General features: G+C 64.9%; 13 protein-coding genes and 1 tRNA gene. 2 read left to right on the plus strand and 12 right to left on the minus strand.

Going from position 1 to position 13,823, the window contains the following annotated elements; genetic code table 11:
• Nucleotides 1-599: 599 nt before the first annotated feature.
• The 4 genes from G4G31_RS12025 to G4G31_RS12040 form a co-directional block, all read right to left on the minus strand.
• The gene (locus tag G4G31_RS12025; RefSeq protein WP_229425558.1) at nt 600-1,094 is read right to left on the minus strand and encodes a hypothetical protein; all 495 of its coding nucleotides are present in this window, start codon (nt 1,092-1,094) and stop codon (nt 600-602) included.
• Between the two features lie 482 nt (nt 1,095-1,576).
• Nucleotides 1,577-2,539 carry an NAD(P)H-hydrate dehydratase gene (locus G4G31_RS12030; protein ID WP_182991597.1) on the minus strand — a complete coding sequence of 321 codons (963 nt, stop codon included), beginning with the start codon at nt 2,537-2,539 and terminating at the stop codon, nt 1,577-1,579.
• Between the two features lie 11 nt (nt 2,540-2,550).
• Nucleotides 2,551-3,315 (minus strand): histidine phosphatase family protein, encoded by a 765-nt coding sequence (locus G4G31_RS12035; RefSeq protein WP_182991598.1) that lies wholly within the window; start codon nt 3,313-3,315, stop codon nt 2,551-2,553.
• A gap of 100 nt (nt 3,316-3,415) precedes the next feature.
• Nucleotides 3,416-4,816, minus strand: a complete 1,401-nt coding sequence (locus G4G31_RS12040; protein ID WP_182991599.1) for an L-cystine transporter — start codon at nt 4,814-4,816, stop codon at nt 3,416-3,418.
• Nucleotides 4,817-5,083: 267 nt separating this feature from the next.
• On the opposite strand from G4G31_RS12040, the gene G4G31_RS12045 reads away from it, so the two are divergent.
• A complete protein-coding gene (locus G4G31_RS12045) occupies nt 5,084-6,796 on the plus strand; it encodes a methyl-accepting chemotaxis protein (protein ID WP_182991600.1) in 1,713 nt (570 codons plus the stop codon).
• A 210-nt stretch (nt 6,797-7,006) separates the two neighbouring features.
• Nucleotides 7,007-8,071: a PEP-CTERM sorting domain-containing protein gene (locus G4G31_RS12050; RefSeq protein WP_182991601.1), complete on the plus strand. Its 1,065-nt coding sequence runs from the start codon at nt 7,007-7,009 to the stop codon at nt 8,069-8,071.
• A 25-nt stretch (nt 8,072-8,096) separates the two neighbouring features.
• On the opposite strand, the gene G4G31_RS12055 is transcribed toward G4G31_RS12050, so the two are convergent.
• The 8 genes from G4G31_RS12055 to tolQ all read right to left on the minus strand — a co-directional run bounded on the left by G4G31_RS12055 (nt 8,097) and on the right by tolQ (nt 13,796).
• A complete protein-coding gene (locus G4G31_RS12055; protein WP_182991602.1) occupies nt 8,097-8,438 on the minus strand; it encodes a hypothetical protein in 342 nt (113 codons plus the stop codon).
• Nucleotides 8,439-8,650: 212 nt separating this feature from the next.
• Nucleotides 8,651-8,726: transfer RNA gene (locus G4G31_RS12060), tRNA-Lys, on the minus strand.
• A 104-nt stretch (nt 8,727-8,830) separates the two neighbouring features.
• Complete coding sequence (ybgF, locus tag G4G31_RS12065; protein WP_182991603.1) at nt 8,831-9,586, minus strand: tol-pal system protein YbgF; 756 nt, start codon at nt 9,584-9,586, stop codon at nt 8,831-8,833.
• A gap of 265 nt (nt 9,587-9,851) precedes the next feature.
• Nucleotides 9,852-10,373, minus strand: a complete 522-nt coding sequence (gene pal, locus G4G31_RS12070) for a peptidoglycan-associated lipoprotein Pal (protein ID WP_182991604.1) — start codon at nt 10,371-10,373, stop codon at nt 9,852-9,854.
• A gap of 46 nt (nt 10,374-10,419) precedes the next feature.
• A complete protein-coding gene (tolB, locus tag G4G31_RS12075; protein WP_182991605.1) occupies nt 10,420-11,685 on the minus strand; it encodes a Tol-Pal system beta propeller repeat protein TolB in 1,266 nt (421 codons plus the stop codon).
• 31 nt (nt 11,686-11,716) lie between these two features.
• On the minus strand, nt 11,717-12,658 hold the full coding sequence (gene tolA / locus G4G31_RS12080; protein WP_308601978.1) for a cell envelope integrity protein TolA: 942 nt from the start codon (nt 12,656-12,658) through the stop codon (nt 11,717-11,719).
• Between the two features lie 5 nt (nt 12,659-12,663).
• Nucleotides 12,664-13,095, minus strand: a complete 432-nt coding sequence (locus G4G31_RS12085) for a biopolymer transporter ExbD (protein WP_182991606.1) — start codon at nt 13,093-13,095, stop codon at nt 12,664-12,666.
• A gap of 17 nt (nt 13,096-13,112) precedes the next feature.
• Nucleotides 13,113-13,796, minus strand: coding sequence for a protein TolQ (gene tolQ / locus G4G31_RS12090; RefSeq protein ID WP_182991607.1), 684 nt, complete (start codon nt 13,794-13,796; stop codon nt 13,113-13,115).
• Nucleotides 13,797-13,823: the final 27 nt, after the last annotated feature.

Below are 13,823 nucleotides of genomic sequence, written 5' to 3' on the forward strand. Positions count from 1 at the left end.
TCGCATTGCAGGGCCGCACCGGCTCGGGGGCAGAAACTGCTGTGAAGTGCACAGTGTGCGGCGGACGCGCTCCAGCGTCGGTGCGGGCGCCAACGTTCGCGAGACGAAAGCGATGCGGGTGGATGTGCGCCGGCGGATCGGCAAGCCGGACGGGGCGGACGGAACACCAGAGCCTCGGCGCAGGTGGAGCGACGCAGCAGCGGAACAGCGGAACAGCGGAACAGCGGAACAGCGGAATAGCGGAACAGCGGAACAGCGGAACAGCGGAACAGCGGAACAGCGGAATAGCGGAATAGCGGAATAGCGGAATAGCGGAACAGCGGAACAGCGAAACAGTGGCACAGCGGAACGGCGGAACAGTGGAGCAGAGAGGCGGAAATAGGGGGCAGGCCAACAGGGGAGGCAAGCCGCAAGAGGACATGCAGCAATGCTGGACGCGGAGACGCCGAGACGCGGAGACGCGGAGACGCGAAGACGCGAAGACGCGGAGACTCAGTCCGGTGCGGTCTGGCCGAGCCAGCGAGAAAAGCCGGCAAGCCGGCGGAACAACGGCAGAGCCCGCGCTGAGCGGGCTCTGCTTGGTAGGCAGCGAAGACCGATTAGCGGCCGGTGCCCGAGGTGCCGGTGGTGCTGCCGGTGCCCGACGAGTCGGTGCTGCCGGTGGTGCCGCCAGAACCGGTGGTGCCGGTGGTGCCCGAGGTGCCGCTGGTGCCGGTGCCGCCGGTGGTGCCGGTAGCGCCAGTGCCGGTAGCGCCGGTGCCGGTTGCGCCGGTGCCGGTTGCGCCAGCGCCGGTGGTGTCGCCGGTGGTGCCGGTAGCGCCAGTGCCGGTGGTGCCGGTTGCGCCGGTGCCGGTGGTGTCACCGGTGGTGCCCATTGCGCCCGTGCCGGTCGCGCCGGTGCCGGTGGCGCCCGTGCCGGTATCACCCGTGGTGCCGGTGGTGCCGCTCGTGCCCGACGTCGAGCTCGGCGCGGTGGCCGAGGTGTCGCCGGCGCCGCCGGTGCCGGCGGTGTCGTTCTTCTTGCAAGCGCCCAGCATGGAAGCCAGCAGGGCAGCGGTCAGCAGAATTTTTGGTGCTTTGGTGATTGCGTTCATTGTTTAAACTCCTCGTTCACGTCTATCTTGTGCCGTAGTCTCCAGGTGAGGCGCTGGAGGGGTAACGGCGCCAGTTCGGTTACACCATGAATCTCTTCGGCACCTCGATCACATTGCCAAACGTCGGATTGCCGCTTGCGACGCCCGAGGTATCCCGACTGCCCGGGTACCGCGCTGCTTCTCCACGTAATCCTTCGCTCGCCAAGCGTGCCCGACGTGCCAGTACGGGTTCATTGGCCTAACCCTCAGGGAACCGACGCAACACGCGGCCCCGTTCAGTGCACGAATTCGACTGTGAAAATTAGACTGCCGTAACTACCGCCAGTTCGCCGAATTGTGCCCTTCTTGCTTTATTCCGCAGTACTGCTCGCGGACTTTGATACCAGTCAAACGGTTGCCCGTTCAACCGGCCCCCCGGCGTTAGCCGGATGGTCGTTACGGGAGGCGGAACCGATTGCGGGTGCGGCTTGCGCCTTCGCCCGCTATGCCTGTTCGACGCTCCTCCCTGTGCCGGCCCCGTGGCCGGCAATCGATTCGAGTAATGCGGGGATCTCGTCGGGGATCTCCCGCGCCAGGTAGCCCAGCACACCGAGCCGCGCGGCCAGGCGTTCGCCGGCGCGCGCATGCAGGGCGACGCCCCAGCAGGTGGCCTGGGCCAGGTCCGCACCACGTGCGGCCAGGCCGGCGATGATGCCGGCCGGGGTATCGCCCGAGCCGGAAATCGCCAGGCCGACATTCCCGCCTTCGTGCTGCCACATCTCGCCATCGGGCGCGGCGATCACGGTACGTGCGCCCTTGAGCGCGACCACCGCGTTCCACTTCACAGCCGCGTCCGCCGCGCGTGCGTCCGGGGCGGCGACGATCTCGGGCTTTGGCGTGCCGGTCAGGTGCGCCATTTCCCCGCAGTGCGGTGTGACGATCACTGGCTGTTCGAAGCGGAAGGCCTTGCCAGGGTCCCAGCCTTGCGGCGCATGCAGCAGCGTGCCCATGGCACAGGCATCGAGCACGACGACGGTGTCGCTGCCCTGCAGGCGGCCCAGCAGGCCGTGCACCAGCTCGGCAGCCGCCGCTTCATCCTGCATGCCGGGCCCGATCAGGACCGCGTCGACGCGGTCGGCCAATGGATCCAGGCGGGCGATGGCATCAAGCTGGAAGCCGCCGGCTTCGGTTTCGGCCAGGCCGATCACGCGCGCTTCCGGCATGGCCAGTGCCACCAGTTGGGCAACGCTGGCCCCGGTGGCGACCGTGAGCTTGCCGGCACCGGCGCGCAGGGCGGCAGTGGCGGCCAGGATCACGGCACCAGGCATTTCGCGCGAGCCGCCCAGCACCAGCACGTGGCCACGCTCTTCCTTGTCGCCGCCCACGCCGGGCATCGGCAGGGGCCAGGCTTGCAGGAGTTCCGTGGTGACGTCGTGCATGACCGCAGCGGTATGGATGGCATTCATGGAAGCTCCGCTCAGGCCTTCGCCGCCGTCGGGACATCCTTGTCGACCGTGACCGGCGTGCCGGTTGATTCCAGCGGCGCGACGAAGTTCACCAGGCGCACCACCAGCTTGCCGCGCTTGCCCTCGTCCGGATGGAAGGCATACGAGGTGACCGAGCAGTTCGGCACGTCGCCGGCGCGGTCGTAGGCGAGGATGCTGGCCTCGTCGAGGCGCTCGATCAGGTAGCGGAAGCAGTTGACGATGACCTGGTGGGCGACGATGAGCACGCGTTCCTGGCGGTAGTCGCGCGAGAGCGTGTCGAGCACGCTGCGCAGGCGCAGGATGACATCGCACCAGCTTTCGCCGCCGGGCGGGCGGAAATAGAATTTGCCGACGTGCTGGCGCTGCGCGTAGAGCTCGGGATACTTGTGGGCGATGCCGTGCGTGGTGAGGCGGTCGAGGATGCCGAATTCCTTTTCGCGCAGGCGCTCGTCGGCATGCACCGCCAGCAGCGACTCGCGTTCGAGGCGGCGCATCAGGATCTTGGCGGTTTCGGCCGCGCGCACATAAGGGGAGTGCAGCACGACATTGGGCCGCTCGCCCCGGGGCAGGGCGGCGAACCAGGAAGCGAGGGCCTCGGACTGGCGCACGCCCAGCTCGGACAGGGGCACGTCGACGTCGCGCTCGGCGATGTCGATCTCGTGCCCGGCCGCGGCTTCGGCGACGTCGCGTGCGACGTTACCGGCGCTTTGCCCGTGCCTGACCAGCCAGATTTCCTGTGGCCACTTCTGTTCCATTACCTGCCCGTCGTTGATGTTGACATGACATCATCATAGACGGATTCGTCAGCGGGTCCGCGCACGATTCCGCGCGCAAACAATCGCAGCCGGCAGGCGTTCAGGCGGCTTGTTCTTCCCCGTCCAGATTGGTTTCCGCGTCGCTATTAAACACCGCCATGTCGGTGGCGCCGAGGACGCGCGCCGTGATTGTGCCGGCCGTGATGGAGCCGCTGACATTGAGCGCGGTGCGGCCCATGTCGATCAGCGGCTCGATCGAGATCAGGAGTCCGGCCAGTGCCACCGGCAGGTCAAGCGCCGACAGTACGATCAGCGCAGCAAAAGTGGCGCCGCCGCCGACCCCGGCCACGCCGATCGAACCGAACACGACGATCGCTAGCAGGGGCAGCAGGAAGCCGGCGTTCCAGGGATCGATGCCCACCGTCGGGGCGATCATCACCGCCAGCATCGCCGGGTAGATGCCGGCGCAGCCATTCTGGCCGATGGTGGCGCCGAAGGAGGCGGCGAAGTTGGCGATGCCTTCGGGCGTACCGAGGCGCGTCGTCTGCGTTGCCACGCTCATCGGGATCGCACCGGCGCTGGTGCGCGAGGTGAAGGCGAAGGCCAGCACCGGGAAGATTTTTTTCAGGTAGCGTGCCGGATTCAGGCCGCTGACGCCGACCAGCACCAGGTGCACGCAGAACATCAGGATGATGGCGCTGTACGAGGCCATCACGAAGCCGAGCAGGTTCAGGATGTCCTGCAGGCTCGAGCCGGCGACGACTTTCGCCATCAGCGCGAACACGCCGTACGGGGTCAGGCGCAGTACCAGGGTCACCATGCGCATCACGATCGCATGGGCGACCTGCACGAAATGGCTGAACGAGGCAAATTCAGCCGGCTTCTTGCCCGCGATGCCGGTGGCGGCGATGCCGATGAAGACCGAGAAGAACACCACCGCGATGGTCGAGGTCTTGCGCGCGCCCGTCATGTCGAGGAAGGGATTGGCCGGGATGAACGACAGCAGCATCGACGGCAGTGAAATCTCCTTTGCCGTCGACAGCGAGCCCTGCAGGTATTCGCCGCGGGCGACTTCGGCCGCGGATGCCGTCAGCCCGACCGCAGACAAGCCGTAGAGCTTGGCCATCAGGATGCCGAGCACGGCGGCCAGGGCGGTAGTGGCGATCAGGATCCCGATCGTCAGCACGCTGATCTTGCCCAGCGAGGCGGCGTCGCGCAGCTTGATGATGGCGCCAATGATCGACACCATGATCAGCGGCACCACGATCATCTGCAGCAGCTTGACGTAGCCGCTGCCGGCGACGTCGAGCCAGGCATTGGTGGCGGCCACTTCGTTCGACGCCGCACCGTAGAGCGCTTGCAGGGCCGCGCCGAGCAGCACTCCCAGCCCGAGACCGGTGAATACGCGGCGCGTGAAGGAGACATGGCGGGCCTGCATGCCGTAGAGCAGGGCGCAAACGGCCAGCGCGACGGCCAGGTTCAGGATCAGGGGCAAGGTCATGGAACGCCTTCCGTGGCAAACGAATGTTGCAGAAATTTAAACGCAGCATTCTATAGGCAAACGAACCCGGCCGCAGGAAGCGGTGCGTGAGCCTTTTGCCAAGTAGCTTGTCAGGGGAGTAAAGGAACGTTGCCGTGTAGCGACAAAACCCGCAAAACCAGCAGGGTTTTTCCGGGATTGTTTCCTTATGGATGGGGATATTTCTATAATTCAACGCAGCGTCCCGTCGCACTGTCGACCAACACCCACTCGCCCCAGCGCACCTCAATGTTCAAGACCCTCACTATCAAGACCCGGCTGATCTTTGTCATCGGCTTCCTTGCCATCGAACTGATTGCGGGATTCGCGATCGGTATCCTCAACCTGGAAAAGGCCAACGGCGCACTCGAGTCGATGTACACGGATCGGCTCAAGGCGCTGGCCCAGCTTGGCGACGTCGAGCGTGCCATGTTGCGCAACCAGGTCCTGATCGGCAAGGCAACCCAGCCGGGCGCAGCCGTCGGAGAGATCGTCGACCAGATGGCAGCCAACACCGCCATCGTGACGAAGAGCTGGACCGAATACGCCGCGACCAGGATGGACGCCAACGAAAAGCGTGCCGCCGAAAAGTTCACCGCTTCGCGTGCCGCCTTCGTCAACGGTGCCCTGCAGCCGATCGTGACGGCCCTGCGCGCCGGCGACATCGCCCGTGCCACCGAACTGATGAACGGCCCCATGCACGCCCTTGCCGTCCCGATGGGCAAGGACATCGATGCGCTGGTGCAGATCCAGGTCGAGGTCGCCCGCGCCGACTACCAGCGCTCGCAGGAGATCGTGAAAATCGTGCGTCTCGTCTGCGTTACCGGCCTGGCGCTGGGCCTGGTCATCGCGGCCGTGCTCGGCTGGCGCATGGTGCGCGCCATCGTGCGTCCGCTGGAAGAGGCGGTGAAGATTGCCGGCGCCGTCGCCCAGGGCGACCTGACCCAGAAGATCGAGGTGCGCTCGAACGACGAGACCGGCCGCCTGATGGCGGCCCTGAAGGACATGAACGATTCCCTCGTCGAGATCGTGACCCGGGTGCGTGCCGGTACCGACACGATCGCCACCGCCTCGAGCGAGATCGCCGATGGCAACCTCGACCTGTCTTCGCGCACCGAGCAGCAGGCCGGTTCGCTCGAGGAAACAGCCTCGTCGATGGAAGAACTGACCTCGACCGTCAAGCAGAATGCCGACAACGCCCGCCAGGCCAACGTGCTGGCCGGCTCGGCCTCGACGGTGGCGGGCAAGGGCGGCGCCGTGGTGGCGCAGGTGGTCGAGACCATGGGTGCAATCAACTCCCCGGCCAACAAGATCGTCGAGATCATCTCCGTCATTGACGGCATTGCCTTCCAGACCAACATCCTGGCGCTCAATGCCGCTGTGGAAGCGGCGCGTGCCGGCGAGCAGGGCCGCGGTTTCGCGGTCGTGGCCGGTGAAGTGCGCAACCTGGCCCAGCGCAGCGCCGCAGCGGCCAAGGAAATCAAGCTGCTCATCGACGACTCGGTCGAGAAGGTGCACCATGGCGCGGCCCTGGTCGACCAGGCCGGCGCGACGATGAACGAGATCGTGCACAGTGTCGGCCGCGTGACCGACATCATGGCCGAGATCAGCGCGGCCAGCCAGGAACAGAACGCCGGCATCGAACAGGTGAACTCGGCCATCGCGCAGATGGACCAGGCCACCCAGCAGAACGCCGCCCTGGTCGAAGAGGCATCGGCAGCGGCCCAGTCGCTGCAGCAGGAAGCGACGATCCTGGCGCGCACGGTCGGCGCCTTCCGCATCGAAGGCTCGGCGCCGCTTTCGGCGCCGGCCCGGCAGACGCTCGCCGCCCCGGTGGCCAGGACGGCTGCGCCTGTCCGCCTGGGCAAGCCCGCGTCGGCCAAGGCCGTCAGCAAGCTTGCCCGCGCCGCGTCCGCGCCGAAAGCTACCGCGACTGCGGGCGACGGCTGGGAAGAGTTCTGACGGCAACGTAGGTCAGCGCGCCGCGCCTGCGAGGGTAGCGGCCCGAACGGAAGGGAGGAAGGGGGCGACGGTGTCGCCCCTTTTTCTTTTTCCTTTACGCAAACACTGCCTTGAGAAAAGTCGATCTTCGGTTCTGCTGCGTTTGCGCAGACGCGTGCCGTACTGTCGCGCTTACGCTGGGAGCTCGACCGATCATTCCGAGGAGATGTCATGCGTCCTGTTGCATTCCTGCGCCTTGCCGGCGCTGCCTTGCTGGCCATGCCCCTGCTGGCGGCCGCCGTACCGCGCTATACCGTCACCGTGCTGGCCGGCGCCGGCAGTCTCGCATGGGACATCAATGCCGCCGGCCAGGTGGTCGGCGAAGAGGGCGGTAATGCCTGGCTGTACGCGGATGGGCTGTTCACGACCCTGGGTAGCGGCGCCGGGCGCGGCATCAACGACAGCGGCCAGATTGCCGGCGAATCGGGCGGCAACGGTTTTCTCTACAGCGGCGGTGCCATGACCTGGATCACCGGCTGGGGTGTCACCACGGTACGTGGCATCAACAACGACGGCACCGTCGTCGGCATGGCCGAATACGAAGACGAGGAAGAGGGTTTCGTGCGCCATGCCTACAGCTACCGCGATGGCGTTTCCACCGACCTCGGCACCCTGTACGGCATCCGCAGCCAGGCCAATGCCGTCAATAACCTCGGCCACATTGCCGGCGGCACCGATATCGGCGGAGCGCCCAACTGGCCTTTGACGCCCTTCCTCTACCGCGACGGCGGCATGAGCGACCTCGGGCCTTTCAACGGACCGTGGAGCGAAGCCATGGCGGTCAACGACCTCGACCAGGTGGTCGGCTATGCCGGCTACGCACCCCGCGGCGGCGAGCTCTATCCGCGCGGCGCCTTCCTCTGGGATGCCGGTACCACCTACGATCTCGGCGCATTGACCGGCAGCGACTACAGCTATGCCAACGGCATCAACAACCTGAGCCAGGTCGTGGGCTGGTATGGCGACGGCCTCGCAACGCGCGCCTTCCTCTACGAGAACGGTAGCCTGCTCGACCTGAACACCCTGATCGATCCCGCGTCAAGCTGGGTAGTGTCGGACGCCACCGCCATCAACGACCTTGGCCAGATCGTCGGCACCGCCTGCCGCGCTGGCGCCTGCCACGCCGTGCGCCTGGACCTTGTCGCGGCCGTTCCGGAACCGGCAGCGTGGAGTCTGTTGCTGGGCGGGGGCGTCATGCTGGGCTGGCGTCGGCGGGTGCGCGGAAGGCGTGCCTGATCCGCGCCGACGGCTGCCCGGGGTCCTACCGGCCTAACCAGCTGCTTTCGCCGAGCCGTTCGTCAGGCAAGCCAACATACCGAATGTGGATGCGTTCGGCGGGCCCGTCCGGCAAATACTCGACCGTCAACTTGCCGTCGCGCGAAGCAAGCGTCCGGTCCGTCACCGGCAGCAACTTGTGCCGCCGATACCGGTTCAGGTCGAGATAGAGCTCGTCGTCAACCAGCCGCATGCGGATCTTGCGTCCGTTGTCGAGCAGGTACTCTCCGGCGATGTCGAATTTCAGCTCGCTGGCATCGCCACGGCTGATCGAGGGAGAAGCAAGAACGGTGGTGGAAACGAAGGCGAGGCAAAGCAGTGCACGCATGGCTGTCCTCCATCGAAAGGTTCACATCGGGTGCTTACGAGGGTTGGACAGGGGAGGGGTCAACAATACTTCGCGTATGCATCGAATTTCTCTGCACACATGCCAGGTCACGCGGATCAAGGACGGCGTTCGTAGGAAACGCGAGGCGCAACCGCAAGGAAGGGAGCGAAAACAAAAACGCCAACCCGAAGGTTGGCGTTTTCGTTGAAACTTGGTAGGCCGTGCGGGATTCGAACCTGCGACCAACGGATTAAAAGTCCGCTGCTCTACCAGCTGAGCTAACGACCCGAAAGAAGCAAGATTATAGGGGCGCGCCGTCGTGCTGTCAAACGTGCAGCACCAGAATGTTGCTGTGCAGTCTTATTTCATCCGGTCAAGGCATCCAGCAGCACTTACTTCAGCGCCGCCAGCCGGTCCTTCGCCGCCTGCGCAGCCTGCGAACTCGGGAACTTCGACACCAGGGCCTGCAGCGCCTTCTTGGCCTTGGCCTTTTCCTTCAGCTGGGCGTAGCTGGTAGCGATGTTGAGCATGGCGTCCGGTGCCTTGGGGCTGCTCCCGTAAGCGGTGGTCACGACTTCCTGGGCGAGGATCGCGTTCTTGTAGTCGCCCAGCGCGTAGTAGGCATTGCCCAGCCAGTATTGCGCATTCGGGGCGTACGCCGATTCCGGATAACGCTTCACGAAATCCTGCAGGGCGCTTGCTGCGCGCTTGTAGTCCTGTGTCTTCAAGATTTCCATGGCGCTGTCGTAGGCCTGCTTTTCCGAAGGCAGCACTTCGGCGGTCTGGCCGTCGATATTTTCCTGGCGTGGCTCGAGTTTCTTGATGCGCGCGTCAAGGTCGGCATACAGGGTACGCTGGCTGTTCTGCGCCTTGGCCACTTCATTGGCCAGCACTTCGATCTGGCCGCGCAGCTTGGCGATCTCGGCCATGGTCTGTTCGTGCTGGTTCAGGATGTCGAGCGTGACCGTCTTGTCGGACTTGGCATCGAGGCGCGTCGTCAGGTCGCGTGTGATGTTGTCGACCTTGGCACGCAGGTCGAGGATGGCGCGGCGGGCTTCATCGTCGTCGAGCAGGCCGGCGGAGGCCTGCAGCGGCAGCACGAAGGCCAGCAGCATGGCGGCAAGGCGGGACGGGGACAGTTTGATCATGTCGTGTTCTTTCTAAACCAGTCGGAAGTCGAAACGGGGAGGCCCGGGGTGCATGGCCGCAGCTCGCGGCATGTTGCGATCCGAATGTTGCAATGAAAAACGGGGCGGTTGCAGTCTGCACTGCCCCCGCCCCGCTGTCAATCAGCCGCGCCTGACAGGCTCCCATGGCGGCGTTGCATTCGTCTCGCCGTACTCGCGTACTGTCTTCGACGATGCGCCTTGCCCTGGAAGCCCGTCAGGCACGGCAGGCTGCTATCTGGCCGGATTACTGGTAGACGATGTCGGCGCGGCGGTTTTCAGCCCAGGCCGATTCGCCCGAACCGGTTGCCTTCGGCTTTTCTTCGCCCAGCGACACGGCTTCCATCTGGTTCTCGGCCACGCCCAGCGCTGCCATCGAACGGCGCACGGCTTCGGCGCGCTTCTGGCCCAGGGCCAGGTTGTATTCGGTACCGCCGCGCTCGTCGGTGTTACCCTGGATCAGGACCTTGCGGCCTTTGTTCTGGTTCAGGTAGTTCGAGTGGTTCGCGACCACTGGCTTGCCGTCTTCACGCACGACGTAGCTGTCGAAGTCGAAGTAGACGCTGCGGTTGGCCAGCACGCCTTTCGGATCGTTCAGCGGATCGACGGTCGCGGTTTCCACCGGACGGATGTCGCGCGGCTCGGCGGCTGGGGCCGCTTCCGGCGTACGCTCGACGACCGGGGTCTCGGCGACTGGGGTTGGCGATTTGCAGGCTGCCATCAGGGCGGCTGCGGCGATGATGAAAGCTACACTCTTAACGTTGCGCATGGTTTTTTCTCCTGGTCTTGGTTGGTGATGTACTTCTTTTGCTTCTTTACTTCATGAAGGGACCCCAGCTGGGCTCCCGAATATTTCCCGCTTTGGTGCTCAAGCGCTGCTTGACCCGACCGTCCACCGATACGACGGCCAGCGAGACGCGCCCGCCACCTTTGTTCGCATACATGATGTACTTGCCGTTAGGCGAGAAACTCGGTTCGGTGGCGCCATCGGCCAGGCGCAGTTCCTGGCCGCTGGCGAGGTCCTTCGCAAAGAGGGAGAAGCCGCCGTCGCGCTGCGAAATCCAGGCCAGGGTCTTGCCGTCTGGAGATACGCGCGGGCTGATGTTGTAGTTGCCGTTGAAAGTGACGCGGGTCGCATTGCCGCCCGAAACAGGCATCTTGTAGATCTGCGGGCCGCCACTGCGGTCGCTGGTGAAATAGATGGTCTGGCCATCGGCCGAGAATTGCGGCTCGGTGTCGATGCCGTTGCCGGTGGTCAGGCGGCGCAGGCCGCTGCCGTCGGCGTTGACGATGTAGACCTGGTAGCTGCCCGACTTCGACAGGGCAATCGCCAGCTTGCTGCCGTCCGGCGACCAGCTCGGTGCCGAGTTGCTGCCTTTTTCGTTGGCGATCACGCGGCGCTTGCCGGTGACGAGGTCCTGCATGTAGATGACGGGTTTGCGGTCCTCGAAGGACACATAGGCGACGCGGCCGCCGTCCGGCGACCAGGACGGCGAAATGATGGGCTCGCGTCCGTGCACGGCCACGATCTCGTTCTCGCCGTCGGCATCGGCCACCGCCAGCGCGTAGCTGCGTCCGGCGCGGTTTTCCTTCACGTAGGCGATGCGGGTCGAGAAGATGCCGCGTGTGCCGGTCAGTTTTTCATAGACATCGTCGGCGATGCGGTGGGCCTGCAGGCGCGTGTATTTCGGCTGCACTTCGCCGCCCAGGGTCGAAATCTGGCTGCCCTTGACGGTGTCGTAGAGCTTGTAACGAACGGCAAAACGGCCGTCCGGCTGCTTTTGCACGCTGCCCACCACCAGGGCGTCGGCGCCGCGCGACTTCCAGGCCGCCGCATCGACGCTGGCGCTATCGCTGATGACCTGGCCGGCATTGATGACCTTGAAGACGCCGCTGCGCTCGAGGTCGTTGCGGACGATGGCCGAGATCTGGTCCGGCGCCATGGCTTCGTCGGCAAAGGCGGCAACGGCCACCGGAATCTGGTTGCTGCCTACGCCGGCGATTTCCACCTGCAGCTGGGCCTGGGCCGTCGACCCGATCAGGAGGGTGGCGGTAAATAAAAAGGTATGCAGTTTTTTCATGCGTTCTCTCGGCAAAGATTGTTCAGTGCGGTCATTCCAGGTCTTTCATGGAGAAGCCGACCACCACAGTGCGCTCCACCGTACCATCTTTCCTTTTTGGAAGTGGTGACGATTTGTTAATGCCGCGCTCCACCGCGTCGTCGAACTGCGGTATGCCGCTGCTCTTGGTCAGGCGTACCGACAGGATTTCGCCGGTCGGCAGCTGGTCGACCTTGAAGACGGCTTTCGGGTTACCCGGCACATCGGTGCTGCCGGTGAAGTTCGTGTTGCTCTTCACTTTCGCGGCAATCGCGGCCTGGTAGCTCGGGTCGCCTTTCGGTCCGCTCGACTTCTCGGCGCTGCCGGTGCTGCCGATTGCGCCCATCATGCGCTTGAGGTCGTCGGCGCGCATCTTGTCGAGCTTGGCCTGGTCGGCCTTGTCGGCCTTGAGCTTGGCGGCTTTCTCTGCGGCGGCAGTTTTCTTCTTGTCTTCGTCGGCTTTCTTATCCGCTTCCTTTTTCTCGGCTATTTTCCGTTCCGCATCTTTCTTGTCGGCCGCGTCCCTTTTCTTCTGTTCGGCGATCTCTTTTTGACGAGCGATGTCGCGCTCCTTCTGGTCGATCTCGCGCTGCTTCTTCAGTTCAGCCAGCTTCTTCTCGCGCTCAAGCTTGATCTCCGCCTGGCTCGGCTTCACCGGCTCCGGCTCGACCGCTTTCGGAGGCGGCGGCACCGGCTTCGGCTGCGGCGCCGGCTCGGGTTCCGGTTCGGGTTGCGGCGGCGTCGGCAGGGGTGGGGCGGCAGCCGTTTCGACCTTCATGTCCCAGACCTCGGCCTCGACCGCGATCGGCTCCTTGTTCTGCCAGCTGATGCCGAACCAGAGAAAAGCGAGCAGCACGGCGTGCACGCCCACCGCCAGCAGGATGGCCGGCATGCGGTTCGGTTCGGGAGGCACCGTGTAGGGGGCGCCTGGGGTGGCTGGCTTCATTGCGGACATGCTGTTTATTTCGTCGCGAGGCCGACGCGGTTGATTCCCATTTTCTTGGCGGCCGAAATCAGTTCGATGACGTCGGCGTACTTGCTCTCGCGATCGCCGGCGATCAGCACCGGATAATCCGGATGGTCTTCATGCAGCTCGCGCAGGCGTGCGAGCAGGGCGGAGCGGTCCGGCACCGCTACCGTCGGCGCGCTTTCCTTGCCGCCGACGCCGATCGTCATGCCACCCTCGGGCTTGACCGTCACCTGGATATAGGTGTCCGGCGGCAGCGACGATTTTTCCGCCTGCGGCAGGTTGACCACGTTCGGCGTTTCGTTGGCCGGCACCGCCATGAAGATGATGAGCAGCACCAGCATCACGTCGATGTACGGGACGACGTTGATTTCGGATTTCAGTTTGCTGCGGCGTCCACCGCGCATGCTGCTGGAAAAAGCCATGTCGAATGCTCCGGCGCTCAGCGCGACTGGCGCTGCAGGATGTTGGAGAATTCCTCGACGAAGCTCTCGAAGCGGATCGCGAGGCGGTCGATGTCGTGGGTGAAGCGGTTGTAGGCGACGACGGCCGGAATCGCGGCGAACAGGCCGATCGCGGTGGCGATCAGGGCTTCGGCAATGCCGGGCGCGACCACCGCCAGCGTTGCCTGCTGCACGCTGGCGAGACCGCGGAAGGCGTTCATGATGCCCCAGACCGTGCCCAGCAGGCCGATGTAGGGCGAGACCGAGCCGACCGAGGCCAGGAAGTTCAGGTGCAGGTCGAGGCCGTCGAGTTCGCGCTGGAAGGCCGCGCGCATCGCACGGCGCGAGCCGTCGAGCACGGCGCCCATGTCGAGCGCATCGCGCGACGCCTGCTTGCCCTTGATGAATTCACCCATGCCGGCTTCGAAGATGCGTGCCAGCGGGCCGCTCTGTTCGCGCTGGGCGGAAGCGGACTGGTGCAGGGTATGCAGGTTGCCGCCGGCCCAGAAGCTGCGCTCGAACTGTTCCGTCAGGCGGCGCGCGGCGCGGATGGCGAACAGTTTGCGGAAGATGTACGACCAGCTCACCACCGACAGCAGGAGCAGGAGCAGCATGATGAGCTGCACGAGGATGTGCGCGTTGCTGATGAGGGCAAGGAAGGAAAGGTCGTGGGTCGGTGTCATCGGGTGAGCAGGGAAAGCAATATTGTT

This window comes from Massilia sp. Se16.2.3 (genome assembly GCF_014171595.1).
Lineage (GTDB): Bacteria > Pseudomonadota > Gammaproteobacteria > Burkholderiales > Burkholderiaceae_D > Telluria.